This is a genomic window from Marinobacterium litorale DSM 23545 (assembly GCF_000428985.1).
In the GTDB taxonomy this organism is placed as follows: domain Bacteria; phylum Pseudomonadota; class Gammaproteobacteria; order Pseudomonadales; family Balneatricaceae; genus Marinobacterium_D; species Marinobacterium_D litorale.
The window spans coordinates 1-17,721 of record NZ_AUAZ01000047.1 but is presented as its reverse complement, the minus strand read 5'-3'; the positions used below and the strand labels follow the sequence as shown (position 1 = coordinate 17,721).

Annotated in this window: 23 protein-coding genes and 1 pseudogene; 11 read left to right on the top strand and 13 right to left on the bottom strand. The window is 56.1% G+C overall.

Features of this window, described 5'->3' with window-relative positions; translation table 11 throughout:
• A pseudogene (locus G403_RS25915) lies at positions 1-137 on the top strand (transposase); the annotation flags it as partial.
• 171 nt (positions 138-308) lie between these two features.
• Here G403_RS25915 and yjgA read toward each other — a convergent pair.
• The 12 genes from yjgA to G403_RS0119620 form a co-directional block, all read right to left on the bottom strand.
• Positions 309-842: a ribosome biogenesis factor YjgA gene (yjgA, locus tag G403_RS0119675; RefSeq protein WP_036234747.1), complete on the bottom strand. Its 534-nt coding sequence runs from the start codon at positions 840-842 to the stop codon at positions 309-311.
• Between the two features lie 4 nt (positions 843-846).
• Complete coding sequence (gene mgtE, locus G403_RS0119670; RefSeq protein WP_027855512.1) at positions 847-2,199, bottom strand: magnesium transporter; 1,353 nt, start codon at positions 2,197-2,199, stop codon at positions 847-849.
• 65 nt (positions 2,200-2,264) lie between these two features.
• Positions 2,265-2,534 carry an HPr family phosphocarrier protein gene (locus G403_RS0119665; protein WP_027855511.1) on the bottom strand — a complete coding sequence of 90 codons (270 nt, stop codon included), beginning with the start codon at positions 2,532-2,534 and terminating at the stop codon, positions 2,265-2,267.
• Positions 2,535-2,559: 25 nt separating this feature from the next.
• Positions 2,560-3,417 (bottom strand): RNase adapter RapZ, encoded by an 858-nt coding sequence (gene rapZ, locus G403_RS0119660; protein ID WP_027855510.1) that lies wholly within the window; start codon positions 3,415-3,417, stop codon positions 2,560-2,562.
• Positions 3,417-3,884, bottom strand: a complete 468-nt coding sequence (locus G403_RS0119655; RefSeq protein ID WP_027855509.1) for a PTS sugar transporter subunit IIA — start codon at positions 3,882-3,884, stop codon at positions 3,417-3,419. Before G403_RS0119655 ends, rapZ begins: the two co-directional genes overlap by 1 nt.
• 21 nt (positions 3,885-3,905) lie before the next feature.
• Entirely contained in the window at positions 3,906-4,196 is a 291-nt protein-coding gene (hpf, locus tag G403_RS0119650; protein ID WP_027855508.1) for a ribosome hibernation promoting factor, read from the bottom strand.
• A gap of 50 nt (positions 4,197-4,246) precedes the next feature.
• Complete coding sequence (locus tag G403_RS0119645) at positions 4,247-5,755, bottom strand: RNA polymerase factor sigma-54 (protein WP_027855507.1); 1,509 nt, start codon at positions 5,753-5,755, stop codon at positions 4,247-4,249.
• Between the two features lie 43 nt (positions 5,756-5,798).
• Positions 5,799-6,524 (bottom strand): LPS export ABC transporter ATP-binding protein, encoded by a 726-nt coding sequence (lptB, locus tag G403_RS0119640; protein ID WP_027855506.1) that lies wholly within the window; start codon positions 6,522-6,524, stop codon positions 5,799-5,801.
• The gene (gene lptA / locus G403_RS0119635; RefSeq protein WP_051299308.1) at positions 6,521-7,039 is read right to left on the bottom strand and encodes a lipopolysaccharide transport periplasmic protein LptA; all 519 of its coding nucleotides are present in this window, start codon (positions 7,037-7,039) and stop codon (positions 6,521-6,523) included. The genes lptB and lptA overlap by 4 nt, the downstream gene beginning before the upstream one ends.
• Positions 7,026-7,595, bottom strand: a complete 570-nt coding sequence (lptC, locus tag G403_RS0119630; protein WP_027855504.1) for an LPS export ABC transporter periplasmic protein LptC — start codon at positions 7,593-7,595, stop codon at positions 7,026-7,028. Before lptC ends, lptA begins: the two co-directional genes overlap by 14 nt.
• A complete protein-coding gene (locus tag G403_RS0119625) occupies positions 7,596-8,132 on the bottom strand; it encodes a KdsC family phosphatase (protein ID WP_027855503.1) in 537 nt (178 codons plus the stop codon).
• A complete protein-coding gene (locus G403_RS0119620; protein WP_027855502.1) occupies positions 8,132-9,103 on the bottom strand; it encodes a KpsF/GutQ family sugar-phosphate isomerase in 972 nt (323 codons plus the stop codon). Before G403_RS0119620 ends, G403_RS0119625 begins: the two co-directional genes overlap by 1 nt.
• Positions 9,104-9,312: 209 nt before the next feature.
• Between G403_RS0119620 and G403_RS0119615 the strand changes: the two genes are divergently transcribed.
• The 10 genes from G403_RS0119615 (at position 9,313) to G403_RS24695 (ending at position 17,502) form a co-directional block, all read left to right on the top strand.
• Complete coding sequence (locus G403_RS0119615; protein WP_027855501.1) at positions 9,313-10,125, top strand: ATP-binding cassette domain-containing protein; 813 nt, start codon at positions 9,313-9,315, stop codon at positions 10,123-10,125.
• Positions 10,126-10,908, top strand: coding sequence for a lipid asymmetry maintenance ABC transporter permease subunit MlaE (mlaE, locus tag G403_RS0119610; RefSeq protein ID WP_027855500.1), 783 nt, complete (start codon positions 10,126-10,128; stop codon positions 10,906-10,908).
• Position 10,909: 1 nt separating this feature from the next.
• On the top strand, positions 10,910-11,368 hold the full coding sequence (gene mlaD, locus G403_RS0119605; RefSeq protein WP_027855499.1) for an outer membrane lipid asymmetry maintenance protein MlaD: 459 nt from the start codon (positions 10,910-10,912) through the stop codon (positions 11,366-11,368).
• A complete protein-coding gene (locus tag G403_RS0119600) occupies positions 11,365-12,027 on the top strand; it encodes an MlaC/ttg2D family ABC transporter substrate-binding protein (protein WP_245578406.1) in 663 nt (220 codons plus the stop codon). Before mlaD ends, G403_RS0119600 begins: the two co-directional genes overlap by 4 nt.
• A complete protein-coding gene (locus G403_RS0119595; protein WP_036234745.1) occupies positions 12,014-12,316 on the top strand; it encodes an STAS domain-containing protein in 303 nt (100 codons plus the stop codon). The genes G403_RS0119600 and G403_RS0119595 overlap by 14 nt, the downstream gene beginning before the upstream one ends.
• A gap of 103 nt (positions 12,317-12,419) precedes the next feature.
• On the top strand, positions 12,420-12,659 hold the full coding sequence (locus G403_RS0119590; protein ID WP_027855496.1) for a BolA family protein: 240 nt from the start codon (positions 12,420-12,422) through the stop codon (positions 12,657-12,659).
• A 22-nt stretch (positions 12,660-12,681) separates the two neighbouring features.
• Positions 12,682-13,944, top strand: a complete 1,263-nt coding sequence (gene murA, locus G403_RS0119585) for a UDP-N-acetylglucosamine 1-carboxyvinyltransferase (protein WP_027855495.1) — start codon at positions 12,682-12,684, stop codon at positions 13,942-13,944.
• Positions 13,945-13,972: 28 nt separating this feature from the next.
• Entirely contained in the window at positions 13,973-14,629 is a 657-nt protein-coding gene (gene hisG, locus G403_RS0119580) for an ATP phosphoribosyltransferase (RefSeq protein WP_027855494.1), read from the top strand.
• Complete coding sequence (gene hisD, locus G403_RS0119575) at positions 14,626-15,933, top strand: histidinol dehydrogenase (protein WP_027855493.1); 1,308 nt, start codon at positions 14,626-14,628, stop codon at positions 15,931-15,933. Before hisG ends, hisD begins: the two co-directional genes overlap by 4 nt.
• 96 nt (positions 15,934-16,029) lie before the next feature.
• Positions 16,030-17,502 carry a M10 family metallopeptidase gene (locus G403_RS24695; RefSeq protein WP_051299307.1) on the top strand — a complete coding sequence of 491 codons (1,473 nt, stop codon included), beginning with the start codon at positions 16,030-16,032 and terminating at the stop codon, positions 17,500-17,502.
• A gap of 3 nt (positions 17,503-17,505) precedes the next feature.
• On the opposite strand, the gene G403_RS0119565 is transcribed toward G403_RS24695, so the two are convergent.
• On the bottom strand, positions 17,506-17,721 hold a 216-nt coding region (locus G403_RS0119565; protein ID WP_027855492.1), incomplete at its 5' end, for an integrase core domain-containing protein.

The following is a 17,721-nucleotide window of genomic DNA, read 5'->3' as shown; positions in this document are numbered from 1 at the left end:
GATCCTCGATAACCACCCGGTTCATCATGCTCGTCGGGTTCGAGACTATGTTGAGAGTCTCGACGGCAAGCTCAGGTTGTTCTTCCTGCCGCCGTACTCGCCGGAGCTGAATCCTGACGAGTCTGTTTGGGGCTATATCAAATACCATCACGTCGGTAAAAAGATCATTAACAGCAAAGAACAACTTCGGAGCACTGTTTACCGGCAGCTTCGACGTTTGCAAAAATTGCCACGACTATTGAAATCGTTTTTTGGCCATCCGGATTTGGCTTATATCTCCGGGTAATGTTCGCTTACTTTATTTCGAATTAGTAATCCCGTTCGCTGACCTCGCGCAGGTATCTGAACAGCTTGCGCGCGGTGGCGGGGGGCTTGTTCTGCTCCCGTTCTTTCTTGGCGTTGCGAATTAATTGCCGAAGGTGCTGAATATCGGCCTCAGGATAGGCTTCTATATAAGCGGCAACGGCATCGTTATCACCCTCAATTAAGCGTTCCCGCCACTGTTCCAGCTCATGAAAGTGCTGATTGTGTGCGGCACTGGCAGAGTCGAAGCGTTCCACGGCCTCACGAATCGCGTCGGCGTCGGCTGTGCGCATCAGCTTGCCGATATATTGCAGGTGGCGCTTCTTGGCACCATTGGCGGTGATGCGGCGCATTTCCGCCACCGCGTTGGCGAGTCGCTCATCCATCGGAACCTGAGCCTGCTGGTCGGGGCGCAGTTCGGTGATGCGTTTGCCCAGTTCCTGTAAGGCTTCCATATCACGTTTTATCTGCGAGCGGCTGGGGGGTTCTTCATCGTCCGCCGGGTTGTAGCTGTCATCTATATTGTCAAAATCACTCATCATGTTATCCGTAGAACAGCGTGGCCAGTCCAAGGAATGCGAAGAATCCCACCACGTCGGTAATAGTAGTCAGTAGCACGCTACCCGCCAGTGCAGGATCGATCCCCGCACTTTTTAGCAGCATCGGGAGCAGGGTGCCGGCCATGGCGCCCGCGAGCAGGTTAATGATTATTGCCAGGGCGATCACCAGACCCACCGTGGTATCCCCGAACCAGATCACGGCGACGGCGGCGACAACCAGTGCCCAGAGTACACCATTCAGAATCCCCACGATCACTTCACGGTTAAAAAGCCAACCGATATTGCGCCGCTCGATATGCCCCAGAGCCTGGCCGCGAATCACCAGTGTGAGAGTCTGGCTGCCGGCGATACCGCCCATGGAGGCGACAATCGGCATCAGGACAGCCAGGGCGACGACCTGTGCCAGTGTGGCCTCGAACAGGCCGATCACGGCGGAGGCGATAAACGCGGTTATCAGGTTGATACCGAGCCAGACCGATCGGCGGCGTGTTGTTTTCATGATCGGTGCAAAGGTGTCTTCGTCTTCATCCAGGCCGGCCATGCTCATCAAGGAGTGGTCGGCGTCTTCCCGAATCACGTCCACCACGTCGTCAATGGTAATTCGGCCCAGCAGTTTGCCCTTCTCATCGACCACCGGCGCAGACACCAAATCCTGATCCTCGAAGACCCGGGCTACCTCCTCATCGGGCATGTCCGCGGGAATACCGGCCAGCTCGGTCTGCATAATCTCGCGGACCATCACCTGCGGGTCGGAGGTCAGCAGTCGGGTCAGAGGCAGGGCGCCAATATAGGAATCCTTCCGGCTTACCACGAACAGGCTATCGGTGGAGTGGGGAACTTCGTCGTGGCGGCGCAGGTAGCGCAACACGGTCTCGACAGTGATATCGGGCCGGATGGTGACGGTGTCGGTATTCATCAAGCCGCCCGCCGTATCCTCGGGGTATGAAAGCAGCTTTTCCACCCGTTTGCGGTTCTGCTTGTCCATGATCCGCAACAGCTCCCGAGTCACCCTTTCGGGCAGCTGTTGAAGCATATCGACCATGTCGTCGGAATCCAGGCCCTCGGTCACCGCGAGCAGTTCAGTGGCATCCATCCGACCCAGAATATCGGCCTGGATGTCATCGCCCAGGTGCTGCAGGACCTTACCTTCGTTTTCCTTGTTGAGCAGGTTCCAGAGTATCTGACGCTCTTTCGGGGGTGTCTTTTCCAGCAGTTTGGCTGCTTCAACCGGGCGTAGACCCTTGTTGAGCATAAATTTAAGCTGTCGCAGCTCGCTGCTGTCGAGCGCGCTACTGAGCTGGTCCAGAAGGCTGGGGGCGTCCTTTGATTGGGTCATGGCGATGTTCCCCGGTGAGGAAAGAGCGGGCGCGGCGAAGTTGCTGGAAAGGGCCTGCGCGAGGTTTATTCGGGCTCGTCAAACCGGTTGTTGATCAACGTTTCAATAGCGGTCATCGCGTCCTGCTCATCGTCGCCACTGATACGAAAGGTCAGTTCCGTCCCCTGGGAGGCGGCCAGCATCATGACCGCCATAATGCTTTTTCCATCCACTTCGCGCCCCTGTTTATCGATTTTGATCTGGCTGGAAAAGTGGCCGGTCGTATTGATCAGCTTAGCGGCTGCTCGGGCGTGAAGACCGAGTTTATTGATGATTGTCAGCTGTTTCTCGATCATCGCATTCCTTGGGGTTCGCACGAGCTCAGGTCAGCTCGCGGTGACGGACGTGAACATTATCCATAAGTTGACCGAAATGACCAGTGAGGGCTTCAGCAATATAAACGGATCGATGCTGGCCGCCGGTACAGCCAATGCCAACCGTGACATAGCTGCGGTTGTTGCGTTTGAAATGGGGTAGCCATCGCTCCAGAAAATCACGGATATCCGCGATCATTTCTGATACTTCCGAGGACTGCTCCAGGAAATCGATCACCGCCGCATCGCGGCCATCGAACTGTCGAAGATCCGGCACCCAGAAAGGGTTCGGTAGCATGCGAACATCGAACGTAAAGTCCACGTCCATGGGAACGCCGTGCTTGAAACCGAACGACTCGAACTGCAGCGAGAGGGCCTGTTCAGCCCGCTGCGCGACCCTTAGTTTTATCGTGTCCCTGAGCTCGTACAGACTCAGGCGGGTCGTATCGACACGGATGTCAGCCAGGGTGGCGATCTCTTCGAGCAGGTCGCGTTCGTAACTGATCGCCTCCTGCAATCCCGATTGATTGTCAGAAAGCGGGTGTTTGCGGCGCGTGGCGCTGTAACGTTTGAGCAGTGTTGGCTCTGCGGCATCCAGGTAGAGAATCTCGCAGGCCACATCCTGGCGCTGGTGGATCTCACGCAGAATACTCGGGAACGCATGGAGATTGCTGATTAGGTTGCGTGCGTCGATGCTGACTGCCAGCAGCCCGGGATGATCCGGGTCATCCAGCATCTGATCGAGTAGTTCGGGAAGCAGGCGAGCGGGAAGATTGTCGATGCAATAAAACCCCACATCTTCCAGTGCTTGTAATGCGGTGCTTTTGCCAGAGCCTGAGCGGCCGCTGATCACGACCAGTTTCATCAGGCTACCTGCTTGCTGGCTAGCTTGGTCGCTGCCTGAAACAGTTCCGGGCTTTGCTTGCAGCTGCGCAAGCTATCACGAACACTGCTCTGGCTGAGTAGCTCTGCCAGTCCGGCCAGTGTTTGCAGGTGTTCTTCGGCTCCATCCTCCGGTACCAGCAGGAAGCAAAGCAGATCCACCGGGCGATTATCAATCGAGTCGAAATCGACCGGGGTCGCCAGACTCATTAAGAGAGCCATGGGTTGATTGCAGTCGGCGAGGCGGCAGTGCGGAATGGCAACGCCATCTCCCACGCCGGTACTGCCGAGGCGCTCGCGGTTGAGTAGACCGCTGAAAATCTGTTCCGACGAAGGCGCCCCAGTCTGGCCAGCGAGGGCATCGCTGGCCAGTTCCAGAGCCCGTTTTTTGCTTACCGCATCGGCGTGGCAAAGTGTGCGTGATTCGGTGAGCAGTTCAGTCAAATTCATTGTATGGCGGGCACTGTTGGTTTATTTGTGCGCTTTCATTTTTTCTTTGTGCTTGATGATCTGGCGATCCAGCTTGTCGATCAGGCCATCAATTGCAGCATACATATCGTCGTGCTCGTGAGTGGCAAAGATCTGACCGCCTGCCAAGTGTACATCAGCTTCTGCTTTTTGACGCTGCTTCTCAACGCTGAGTGTCACCTGCGTGTTGGTGATGTTGTCAAAATGGCGTTCCAGTTTGTCGAATTTAGTGCGCACATACTCGTTCAGCGCGTCAGTCAGTTCGACATGATGGCCAGTAATGTTGATCTGCATACGTTTTCTCCTCTCATCGCACGTTTTTATTATCGTGCTCTACATTTAAATTAAACCAGACGCTTGCGTTCATTAGAAGGTGGAATTGCCATCGCTTCACGATATTTAGCGATTGTTCGTCTGGCTACATTTATTCCCTGTTCGTCCAGAAGCTGGGCGATCTTGTTGTCGCTGAGTGGTTTCGCCGGATTTTCAGCGGCGACCAACTTTTTGATCAACGCACGAATCGCGGTGGATGATGCTGCACCGCCATCCGATGTGCTTACATGGCTGGAGAAAAAGTACTTCAGCTCAAAAATACCCCGGGGGGTGTGCATATACTTTTGCGTGGTGACACGCGAAATGGTCGACTCATGCATGCTTACCGCTTCGGCGATGTCATGCAGGACCATGGGTTTCATCGCTTCTTCGCCGTGTTCGAGAAAGTCTGACTGTCGGGCTACGATCTCGGTAGCCACTTTCAGCAGGGTGTCGTTACGGCTGAGAAGACTTTTCAGGAACCAGCGGGCTTCCTGCAGGTGGTTCTTCAGAAAACTGTTATCGGAGCTGTTGTCGGCTCGGCGGATCAGGTCGGCGTACTGCGTATTGATGCGCAGCTTGGGGGCCGCTTCCGGGTTGAGATTGACCATCCACTGACCTTTGACCTTGGTGACCACAACGTCCGGAATTACATACTCGGACTGGCTTGGGTTGATCATGGCGCCGGGTTTCGGATTGAGCGTTTGAATCAGGCGAATGATCTCCTGCAGGCTCTCCTCTTTCACCCGCATCCGGCGCAGCAGCGTTTTGTAGTCGTGGTTGCCCAGCAACTGCAGATGCTCCTCCACCAGCCGTATCGCTTCTGCGCGCCAGGGCGTGTCCGGTTCCAGCTGATGCAGCTGGATCGACAGACACTCACTCAGGTCGCGGGCAGCTACTCCCGGCGGGTCGAACTGCTGGACACGGTGCAGCACGGCTTCGATCTCGTCCACTTCCGACTCGCCGAAGCTGTCCGGTTGCTGTTGCTGGAACTGCTCTAGCAGTTCTTCGGCGCTCAACGTCAGATAGCCGTCCGGCTCAATACCGTCGATGATCGCTTCGGCAACCAAACGATCCGCATCGCTCATGGGTGTCAGATTGAGTTGCCAGATCAGGTGGTCCTGCAGTGTTTCATCACGTGTATCGTTATCGCCGGGTTCCCAGTCATCATCGCGTGCCGGCGCCGTGGGCGCGGTACTGGCCTGAAACGTATCATCCCAGCTGCTGTCCGTCGTCAGTTCGTTGGGGATGTCCTCATTCCAGGATTCCTCTCCCGGCTCGTAGTTTTCTTCGCGCTCGTTGTCAGTGGTGCTCTCCTTGGCTTCGGCGCGCTCATTGTTGTCATTTTCGGTGTTGCCGTCATCGCTCCCGGGCAGATCGTTATCCTCTTCGCTGACTTCAAGCAACGGGTTGCTCTCCAGTGCTTGCTGGATCTCCTGTTGCAAGTCGAGCGTCGATAGCTGCAGCAAGCGAATAGCCTGCTGTAGCTGTGGTGTCATGGTCAGCTGCTGACCGATTTTAAGCTGTAACGATTGCTTCATAGGTGCGATATGCCATTACAAAAGTCGGATCATCCGGCACTGACTAGAGCCGGAACTGCTCTCCAAGATAGGCCTGACGGACCTGCTGATTGGCCAGTATCTGCTCGGGTTCCCCCTGCGCCAGTATACCGCCGTCACTTACAATATAGGCCCGTTGGCAGATATCGAGAGTCTCGCGCACGTTGTGATCGGTGATCAATACGCCAATCCCCTTATCCTGCAGGTGGCGGACTGTTTGTTTGATGTCGCCCACCGATATCGGATCGACGCCGGCAAAGGGCTCATCCAGCAAGATGAACGCAGGTTCTGTGGCCAGTGCGCGGGCGATCTCCACCCGACGGCGCTCACCGCCCGACAGTGACATTCCGGTGTTGCCAGCCAAGTGGGTAATATGAAACTCCTCAAGCAGCTCTTCAAGCTTACGTTCCCGCTGGGCCCGGTCGAGCTCCTTACGGGTCTCCAGGATCGCCAGCAGGTTATCGCGAACGCTCAGCTTTCTGAATACGGATGCTTCCTGCGGCAGGTAGCCGATACCACGGCGTGCACGGCCATGCATGGGGAGACGTGTGATGTCATCCTCGTCAATCCGTACCTGGCCGTGATCGGCTTTTATCAGACCGACGATCATGTAAAAGCAGGTTGTCTTGCCTGCGCCGTTTGGCCCGAGTAAGCCAACCACCTGGCCGCTGCCGATCTCCAGGGATACATCGCGTACCACCTGGCGGCCTTTATAGCTTTTTGCAAGATGCAACGCTTCAAGGCGAGTCATTCACCCGCTCCGTTCTTCGGCTGAATGATCATCTGGACACGGGTTTCACCGCTTTCGCTGCTATAGGCATCGACAACCGCCTTGTCCATGTTGTAGACGATGCGCTGCCCGGTGAATGTATCTTTGCCCTGCTCAACACGCGCCTCGCGGGTAATGGTGACTTCCCGGGCATCGATCCGGTATTCCATACGTTGGCCAAAGGCCTTGGTGACAGGGTCATCAGCGCGCGGCTGTTGCTGGAATTCGGCAGGAGCCCCCGTGGATATAATTCGATTGACGTCACCGTTTTGATTGCGATGTAACTCCACGCGTGCGCCCCGAATAAGCATGCTGCCCTGGCTGATCTCAACATTGCCGCTGTAGACGGTGATACCGGTATTTTCGTTGATGCTGGCACTGTCGGCACTGATATGAATCGGCTGGTTCCGGTCCTCCGGCAATGCGTGGGCGGCCGTTGCTGCTGCGAGCAAAAGCAGAGAAACCAAGCTGTTAACGACGCATTTAAGGCGCAGCATAACGACCCTTAACATTAGAAAGCATCTCAATCCGGCGCTCATCGAAGTAGACCTCCAATCCTACCGTCTCCATCTGTTCCCCGCCTCGGGTCACAGTGGCCAGGTCATCGGTACGCGCCAGCGCTTGCGGCGGGATCACCGTCAGTGCGTCCGTGGTTAGCATGCTCGGGATCCCGGACTGCGGATTATGGTGAACCTCGACATCCCCTGCAAGCGCTATCAATGCCTGATCATCCCGTACTTCACCCTGATTGGCCTGAATATTGTATTGGTCACCGTTGGCTCCGGGCATCAGGGCGCGTGGCGTCAGCAGTGAGCTGATGCCGCGCTTGGGGTAGTGGAATAGCTCCGGAGTTTGCCACTGATAGTCCAGCCGGCCTTGCTGATCCCAGTATGTGGTGCGGGCCTCGCGCATGAAAAAATCGATACTCTCTTGGTTGTTGGGTACCAGCTGAGTGCGTTGAGGTAACGTACTGCCCGACAGACCCCAATAGAGCAATACGGGCATAATCAGTGCCAGTGCTACAACCAGTCGCAGCCGTCCCCGGGATAACATTTAAAGATATTCCCCCAGCAGAGTGTCCAGTTTGCCCTGTGCCGCGAGGATGAGGTCGCACAGCTCCCTGGCCGCTCCGCTGCCGCCGGGAGTGGAAGCGCACCAATCCGCATGCTCACGAACGAACCAGTGCCCGTTAGGGACCGTCGCTCCAAAGCCGGCTGCGCGAATGGCCGCCAGATCCGGCAGGTCGTCACCGATGTAGGCGGTCTGGTCGGACTTAAAGCCCGTTTCCTGCCAGAGCTCTTCCAGCGCTTTGCGCTTATCCTCGCGCCCCTGCCTCAGGTAATGAATGCCCAGTGCTTCGGCTCTAAGCTCGACCTGAGGGGAGCGGCGTCCCGTAATGATGGCCGTTTTGATACCGCTGCGCTGGAGCAGTTTTATTCCCAGTCCATCCAGAATATTGAACGACTTGATCTCTCGGCCGTCAGCCAGAAAGTTCAACTGGCCGCTGTTAAGGATGCCGTCCACATCGAAGACGACCAGACTGATCGACTGCAGCTTGCTTTGAAGTTCCGGGGTCAGATCAAGTTTCATCAGATTACCCCGGCCTTTAGAAGGTCATGCATGTTCAGTGCTCCAATCGGCCGGTTTTGCGCGTCGGTGATCAGCAGTGCATTAATTTTACGGCTCTGCATGACTTCCAGTGCTTCAGCGGCAAGAATGCCCGAGCGGATGGTGGTGCAGTTGGCAGTCATTACTTCCTCGATGCCCGTGGTTTTAAGGTCCACTTCCTGGTCCAGAGTTCGACGCAGGTCACCATCGGTGAAGATGCCGGACAGATGGCCGCCCTCATCGACGACCGCCGTCATTCCCAGGCGTTTTTGAGTGACTTCCAGCAGAGCATCTCGAATTGAGGTGCCTCTGGAGACCATCGGGATTTCATCGCCGGTGTGCATGATGTCATCGACCAGGAGCAGAAGGCGGCGTCCAAGCGCTCCGCCGGGATGGGAAAAAGCGAAGTCTTCGGCACTGAATCCGCGGGCTTCCAGCAACGCGATTGCCAGTGCGTCGCCCATGACCAGTTGTGCCGTGGTGCTCGATGTTGGCGCCAGGCCCAGAGGGCACGCTTCTCTGTCAACGGGTATGTGGAGGCTGACGTCGGCACTCTGGGACAGCGTGGATTCAGGTTTGGCTGTTATGCTGATCAGTGGTGCTTTCATCCGTTTGATCAGCGGTAAAATCGTTACGAGTTCCGCTGTTTCACCGGAATTGGAGAGTGCCAATACAACATCGTTGCCGGTGAACATGCCCAGGTCACCATGACTGGCTTCGCCGGGGTGGACGAAAAACGCGGGGGTCCCGGTGCTGGCCAGTGTGGCGGCTATTTTGTTGCCGATGTGGCCGGATTTGCCCATACCGGTAACAATCACCCGGCCCTGACAGTTCAGCATCAGCTCGCAGGCACGGGTGAAGCGCTCATCCAGATGCTGGAGCAGGTTGTTAACGGCGTCCAGTTCAAGTTCGATGGTGCGTTGGCCGCTTTGAATAAAATCTTTGGATGTCATGAGATTGTCGTTCTTTCCGGCAGATGATCGGAACGTGAAGCCACAGTTTACAACAGCGGCGGGGTCTGGTCACAGCGCAGCGGGTAGGCGGTGTGAAAAGTTCACGTTTAACGGTTGGAATGCTATATTGGCGCGCTTGAATCACCCCGTCGGCAACTTTCTGTCGGCGACCAGAAGGAGCTGGATCTATCAGTCCGGTAAGGCAGGTTATGGAGTCTCAAACTGACAACATTATCGATATCAAGGGGATGACCTTTTCTCGTTCGGGCCGGGTTATTTTCGACAATATCGACCTGTCGATTCCCCGGGGCCGGGTTACGGCGATCATGGGCCCTTCCGGTACCGGTAAGACGACGCTGCTTAAATTGATCGGTGGCCAGCTGCCGCCCGATAAAGGACAGATATTGCTGGATGGGGAGAATATCCCTTCGTTGAGTCGTACGGAACTGTTCATCGCGCGTGAGCGTATGGGGATGCTGTTCCAGAGTGGCGCTCTCTTTACCGATATGAGTGTGTTCGAGAACGTGGCTTTCCCGATACAGGTCCACACCGATCTGCCCGCCGATATGATTCGCGATATCGTGTTGATGAAGCTCCAAGCCGTAGGTTTGCGTGGCGCTCAGCATTTGATGCCCAGTGAACTGTCGGGAGGTATGGCGCGCCGGGTCGCTTTGGCCCGTGCTATCGCATTGGACCCGGATATCGTGATGTATGATGAGCCGTTCACCGGTCAGGATCCCATAGCGATGGGCGTGCTGGTGAATCTGATTCGGCGTCTTAATCAGGCACTGGGCCATACCAGCATCATCGTTTCCCACGATATCAAGGAAACACTGGGTATTGCCGATTATGTCTACGTGGTGGCGGATGGGCGGGTTGTCGCTCAAGGGTCGCCGGAGGATCTGGCTGGCGTCGATTCTGATAAGGTCAGACAGTTCATGCAAGGGCTGCCCGATGGGCCGGTTCCTTTCCATTATCCTGCGCCGGACTACCTGCAGGAACTGTTACAGGACATCCGCTAAATGCTTGATTGGGTCCAATCACTGGGACGTGTAGGGTTGGCGCGCCTGGCCGCTTTTGGTCGCGCCGGGCAGCTTCTGGTTCAGGCGCTTGTGGCTCGCCCTGATCCGGTGATGATGTTTCCGTTGCTGGTTAAACAGCTCTATTTCGTCGGCGTTCTCTCGCTGATTATTATCGTCGTATCGGGCGGTTTTATTGGCATGGTGCTGGGGCTGCAGGGCTACACCATTCTTGTGGATTACGGTTCCGAACAGGCGGTTGGCCAGATGGTGGCGCTCAGTCTGGTACGTGAGCTGGCACCGGTGGTTACGGCGCTGTTGTTTGCGGGACGTGCCGGCTCCGCGTTGACGGCGGAGATAGGCCTGATGAAGGCGACCGAACAGTTGGCGAGTTTGGAGATGATCGGAGTCGACCCTCTGCGGCGGGTCATTGCGCCCCGGTTTTGGGCTGGATTTATCTCCATGCCGATTTTGACCATGATTTTTTCGGTGGTCGGGATCTGGGGCGGTGCCATCGTGGCCGTGGAATGGCTCGGAATTTTCGATGGTTCGTTCTGGGCCAATATGCAGCAGGCGGTGGATTTTCGCGATGACGTACTGAATGGCGTGATTAAATCGATCGTTTTTGGCTTTGTGGTGACCTGGATCGCGGTTTTTGAGGGATATGACTGCACGCCGACGTCGCTGGGTATAAGCCAGGCTACCACCCGCACTGTGGTGTTTTCATCGTTGGCGGTGCTGGGGCTGGACTTTATTTTGACCGCATTAATGTTTGGAGAGCTCTGAGATGCGTATGCGTACAATGGAGATCGGCGTGGGCTTCCTGATGCTGGCCGGTTTTCTGGCTCTGGTTGTGCTGGCCCTGAATATCAGTGGGCTCAGCCTGGCCGACCAGGGAAGTGGGTATAAGATTTACGCCCGGTTCGAAAATATCGGTGGCTTAACCCCGCGGGCCAAGGTGGCCATGTCCGGCGTACAGATTGGCGAGGTAACGGCGATTCGTCTTGATCCTCAGATGCTGATGGCTGAGGTCGAGATGAAAATACGGGATGAGGTGAACTATCTGAGCACGGATAGCTCGGCTCAGATACTTACATCCGGGTTATTGGGTGAGCAGTATATCGGTATCACGTCCGGAGCAGAGGATGAGATGCTCGGGGAGGGGGATCGCATTCGGGATACTCAGTCCGCACTGGTGCTCGAAGATCTCATCGGTAAGTTCCTTTTTAACAAGGTGAGTGAATGATGATTCGCAAACTGTTTTCGACAACTTTTGTTGCGGTGACCGCTCTGTTGTGGGTAGCTCAGGCTCAGGCGAATACGCCAGCCTGGCAGGAAGCCAGCGGCGTGATGGATAAGACGACCCGGGAAATGCTCGCGGTGGTGGAAGATGAGACGCTTAAGTCGCCGGAAAATATTGATCGGATGATGACGGAAGTTGAGCGTGTCATCTCGCCGGTGGTGGACTTCCCGTACATTGCCAAACGGGTTATGGGGAAATACTTCCGTCGCGCCAGTGACGAGGAGATGCAGCGCTTTTCCGAGGTGTTTAAAACCACACTGCTGAAAACGTTCGCCAAGGCGGTCGTTGGATTCGAGTTTGAGCGTTATGAGATCGTCCCCCCCAATGCCGATAGCCCTGAGCCGGACAAGCAGGTGGTGACGGTCAATGTCAGTTCAGGCAACGGTAATACCTATGTCCTGGTGTACTACATGCTCAAGCAGGACGGACGCTGGACACTGGTCAATGTCATGGTGGACGGTGTTAATCTGCGCCTGACCTTCAAGAACCAGTTTGCCGATCTTTACCAGCGCAGTAACGGCATTACCGGCGTCATTGATAGTTGGGAATCACAGGTATCGGTTGATGCAACCAATGGGGCCCGTGGTAGTGACGACGGTTGAACAGGCTCAGAATGGGGTGCTCAAGCTGAAAGGAGACCTCTTGTTCAGCACGGTGGTACCCCTGCGCAAAGAGATCCTGGCCTGGCTGGAGCGTCAGTCGTCGCGTTGCGTGCTGGACTTCACGGACACAGGGCGAGTGGATAGCTCGGCGCTGGCGCTCTACCTGGTCTGTGAGCGCGCAGCGCGTCGTCAGGGGCTTGATCTTTGTGTTAAGAACTTGCCCGCTGACATGGCATCGATTGCCGGCCTTGTGGGTCTTGACGAGGTTCTACATCAGCTTGCCGAGTAAGGTCAGGCTTAGGGCGCGTCTGCGTCGCCTTTAAGCCTGGTTTTCGGTATCATCGGCTCTCAATTCCAGTCGAACGTATTCACCCGGTTTTTCGGAGTTTTTCATGCAAGCTGAAGAGGTAAAGCAGATCATCGAGCGAGAGCTCGACGGTTGTACTGTCTACACGACCGGGGAGGGTTGTGATTTCCAGGTGACCGTAGTCGGTGAGCTGTTCGCAGGTTTGACGCCGGTGAAGAAGCAGCAGATCGTTTACGCGTGCTTGAACGAGCTAATCGCCAGCGGCGCAATCCATGCAGTTTCGATCAAGACTTATACCCCCGAGCAATGGGCGGCCAAGCAGTAAGCGGTAACGACGAGAGCACCCGATGGATAAACTGATTATCGAAGGCGGCGTCCCCCTGCGTGGGGACGTCCGCATTTCAGGCGCCAAGAACTCCGCGCTACCGATTCTGGCTGCGACACTGTTGGCTGATGAGCCGGTCACGCTCTGCAACCTGCCCCACCTGCATGACATCACGACCATGCTGGAGCTGCTGCGCCGGATGGGTGTGGATTTGATGCTCGATGAAAACATGAGTGTTCAGATCGACCCGAGTCAGGTTGATGACCTGTGCGCGCCCTATGAACTGGTTAAAACCATGCGCGCCTCGATTCTGGTGCTCGGTCCGATGTTGGCGCATTTTGGTAGTGCCGATATCTCTCTTCCGGGGGGCTGTGCCATCGGAAGCCGTCCGGTCGATCTGCATATCCGTGGTCTGGAGGCGATGGGTGCGGATATTCGCGTTGAAAACGGCTATATCCGGGCGCGGATGGACGGGCGTTTGAAAGGCGCTCGGGTGTTCTTCGATACGGTCACCGTGACCGGTACCGAGAATATCCTGATGGCAGCAACCCTGGCCGATGGCGAGACAATTATTGAAAATGCGGCCAGAGAGCCGGAGGTGGTTGATCTCGCGCAGTGCCTGCAAGCCATGGGTGCGGATATTTCCGGCGCCGGTACCGATACGATTACCGTTCGCGGTGTCGAGCGTCTCCATGGCTGCCGTTATTCGGTCATGGCTGACCGTATTGAAACCGGTACCTATCTGGTTGCTGCTGCTGCGACCGGTGGTCGAGTCCGCTGTCTGAATACCCGGCCGGATACCTTTGATGCCGTGCTGCAAAAGCTGGAGGAGGCAGGGGCTTCGATTGAGGTGGGCGAAGATTGGGTCACCCTGGATATGAAAGGCCGCCGTGCCCAGGCGATCAGCCTGACAACAGCCCCGTATCCGGCCTTTCCTACCGATATGCAGGCTCAGTTCGCAGCGCTGAATACGGTGGCAACGGGTGTGGGCCGCATCAAGGAAACCATCTTTGAGAACCGTTTCATGCATATGCAGGAGATGATTCGGATGGGGGCTGAAATTACCATCGACGGCAACACGGCGATTATAGAGGGTGTTGATAAGCTGCAGGGAGCGCCCGTGATGGCTACTGATCTGCGTGCGTCGGCCAGCCTGGTTATCGCAGCCCTGGTTGCCGAGGGCGAGACGCTGATCGATCGAATCTATCATATCGATCGTGGCTACGAGTGTATTGAAGAGAAATTGCAGTTGCTGGGCGCGCGTATTCGTCGTGTGCCGGGCTAGTTGTATTAAAGCTTGAGCGAAGAGGCTAATGAAAGAACAGCTGACAATCGCCCTCTCCAAGGGGCGCATCCTGAAGGAGACGCTGCCGTTACTGGCGGCGGCTGATATCACACCGGCGGAAGATATCTTTTCCAGCCGTAAGCTGATCTTCGATACCAATCATTCCCATATCAAGCTGGTCGTGATCCGCGCCACCGATGTACCCACGTACGTCGAGTACGGCGGTGCCGATATGGGGATTGCCGGTAAGGATGTGCTGATGGAGCACGGCGGGGCTGGACTCTACGAGCCGCTGGATCTTGAAATCGCCCGCTGCAAGCTGATGGTGGCCGGAATGAAGAATGCGGCTCCTGTGTCCGGTCGCATGAAGGTTGCGACCAAGTTCGTCAATGTGACCAAAGAGTTCTTTGCGCGTCAGGGCGCTCAGGTCGACATCATCAAGCTGTATGGAGCAATGGAGCTGGCGCCGATCATGGGGCTCGCGGACCGTATCGTCGATATTGTCGATACCGGCAACACATTGCGCGCCAACGGCCTGGAGCCGATGGAGCATATCGCCGATATCAGCTCCCGCTTCGTTGTTGGTCAGCCATCGATGAAAATCAAGCATGCCCAGATTCAACCGATTCTCGACCAGCTCGGGGCGGCGGTGCGGGCCAAGCGTGATCAGGAGGCTCAGTCATGAGCAAGGTTGAAATAACTCGTCTCGACAGCCAGCAGTCCGATTTTGATCAGCGTCTAGATAGCCTGCTTGCCTGGGAAAGCGTTTCGGACGCGGGTGTTAACGAGGTCGTGAACGAAATAATCGGGCGGATTCGTGCTGAGGGTGATAAGGCGCTGGTGGAGTACACCAATCGCTTCGATCGTATGAGTGTGAGCTCCATGAGCGAGCTTGAAATGGGACAGGAGCGTTTGCAGGCTGCCCTTGAAGGTTTGCCTGCAGAGCAGCGTCAAGCACTGGAAGCCGCTGCGGCCCGGGTTCGAGCCTACCATGAGCGTCAGCTAGCCGGTTCCTGGCAGTATACGGAAGATGACGGCACCATGCTGGGCCAGCAGGTCACTCCGATGGATCGTGTGGGGCTCTATGTTCCGGGTGGTAAGGCCGCTTATCCTTCCTCGGTGCTGATGAATGCGCTGCCGGCCCACGTGGCGGGCGTTGAAGAGATTATCATGGTGGTGCCAACCCCTGATGGGATCGTGAACGAGTTGGTGCTGGCTGCTGCGGCCGTCGCCGGTGTCAGTCGTGTGTTCACGGTAGGCGGTGCCCAGGCGGTGGCGGCATTGGCTTATGGAACGGAAACAGTTCCGCGCGTGGATAAGATCGTGGGGCCGGGCAATATTTTTGTGGCTACTGCCAAGCGCGCGGTGTTTGGGGCTGTCGGCATTGATATGATTGCGGGTCCCTCCGAGATTCTGGTTATCTGCGATGGCCAGACCGATCCGGACTGGGTCGCGATGGACCTGTTCTCTCAGGCTGAACATGACGAAGATGCTCAGCCAATACTGGTGTCTCCCGACTCGGACTTTATTGACCAGGTTGAGGCAAGTATCGAAAAGCTTCTGCCCACCATGGAGCGAGCCGAGATTATCGAGGTTTCCCTGCGTAACCGTGCTGTTCTGATCAAGGCTCAGGATCTGGATGATGCGGCGCGTATCAGCAATCGCGTTGCGCCAGAGCACCTGGAGCTATCGGTAGCCGATCCTGAAGCTCTGCTCAAGCGGATCCGTCATGCGGGTGCTATCTTCATGGGACGTTATACGGCGGAGGCGCTGGGTGATTACTGTGCCGGGCCGAACCATGTTCTTCCGACGTCCGGTACAGCGCGCTTTTCATCCCCGCTGGGAGTGTATGATTTCCAGAAACGCTCATCGCTGATCATGTTCTCGCAGGATGGGGCGTCTGAAATGGGCAAAGTGGCTTCGGTTCTTGCCCGGGGTGAGGGGTTGACTGCTCATGCGCGCTCGGCTGAGTATCGTATTAAGAGTTAAGTTGATTTGGGTGACTTCAGGGCTCGTCTGGCAGGGTAAGTGACCTGGCGGGCCTCCGTCGAAGCCATGCTGAATCCTTGAACGAGAGGTCGGCGTGTGCAGACGACAGATCCACTTGATGCGTTACTGGCGATAAGAAACGGCAGCTATTCGGCGAGATGGAACTTCGATGCCGTTGTTGGCGAAACCGTGGCCTCTCTGTCGAGTACGACAGTGGGGGTTGGGGACGCTGCAGCTATCACCTACAGCTTTCTGTCGTCAGTCCCTTCCTACTACACCACCAGCGGTTTTTCAGCATTTACGGCGCTGCAGGAGCAGGCGACGCGCGATGTTTTGGACGACATCGAGGCGGTTGCCAATGTGACCTTCACCGAAGTGTTTTCCGGCGGAGCGCTCTCTTTCGGGATGGATGCCCAATCCTCGGGTAGCGCTGGATACGCATATTACCCGTCCCACGGTTATTACTATTCCTCGGGTAGGGTGACCAGTGTCTACCAGTCCGATTTAGGGGGGGATGTCTGGCTCAGCAGCAATATCAGCTGGGAGGCGGATGACTTCTTACCAGGCGGGTCAGGCTATGGAACGCTTGTGCATGAGGTGGGTCATGCCTTGGGGCTTAAGCACTCTTTCACCGGTGATTATGTGCTTAGCAGTTCGCTGGATAACCTTGCCTACACGGCGATGTCATATACCGAGCATCCCAACGGGTTATTTCGCACTGTTACCCAGACCGGCCCATACAGTTACAGCTGGAGTTACGAGTACATCCAGCCCGAAACGCTGATGTTATATGACATAGCAGCCCTTCAGTATCTCTATGGTGCTAATCCGAACTACCGCACCGGAGATGACCTCTATACATTTGAAACCGATAGGCCCTTTTTCAAGACACTCTGGGATGCAGGTGGTGAAGATACTATTTCCGTTGCCAACTTCCTTTTGGCTTGCACCATTGATCTGAGAGACGGTTACTTCAGTTCAATAGCGATACCGTCTGACCCTCTGCCGGCGGGGCAGGTTGAAAGCTATACCGATATTTATGATGGCTCCAATAATCTGGCAATCGCTTATGGCGCGGTTATCGAAAATGCGATCGGCGGTGCTGGCGACGATACGCTCATAGGCAATAGCTACGATAATACGTTCACCGGCAACGGCGGTGATGACTCCATCGATGGCGGTGGGGGGACGGATACGGCCGTGTATGCCGGAGCCCGGTCTCGCTACAGCATTCAGGTGTCCGGTGATACGGTAACCGTCATCGACGCCATAGGAGGTGAAGGTTCCGACCAACTGGTTGGGGTCGAGCGTTTGCAGTTTTCCGATCAGATCTATCTGGTTTCGGGATCTGATACGCCGCCTAACGCCAGCCCCCCGAATGATATCCTTGTTTTCGACACCGCCTCCAGTGACCTGTTTTCGGATGTGGCGGGCGCTATTGAGGCTACCGACGCTGACGGTGATACGCTGCTCTACTCGATCGTTGGGGGCAGCTCCTTTCAGGGTCTTTCCACCCTCAGCGGTGATTACGGAGCACTATTCCTTGATCAGGATCTGGGCACTTTGTAGTGGTCAACTAATCCCGGACACGGTTTTAAGTTTTTCTTCCGCCGCCAGTGGACTGATGCCGCCATTGGCACGATGTGGCCGCTGGCGGTTGTAGTAATCCATCAGGTACCGACCAATATCCATTTTGGCGACCAGTAGCGAGGAGTAACCGGTTTCTGGCACCCATTCCGTTTTCAGGCTGCGGAACAGCCTCTCCATCGGCGAGTTGTCCCAGCAATT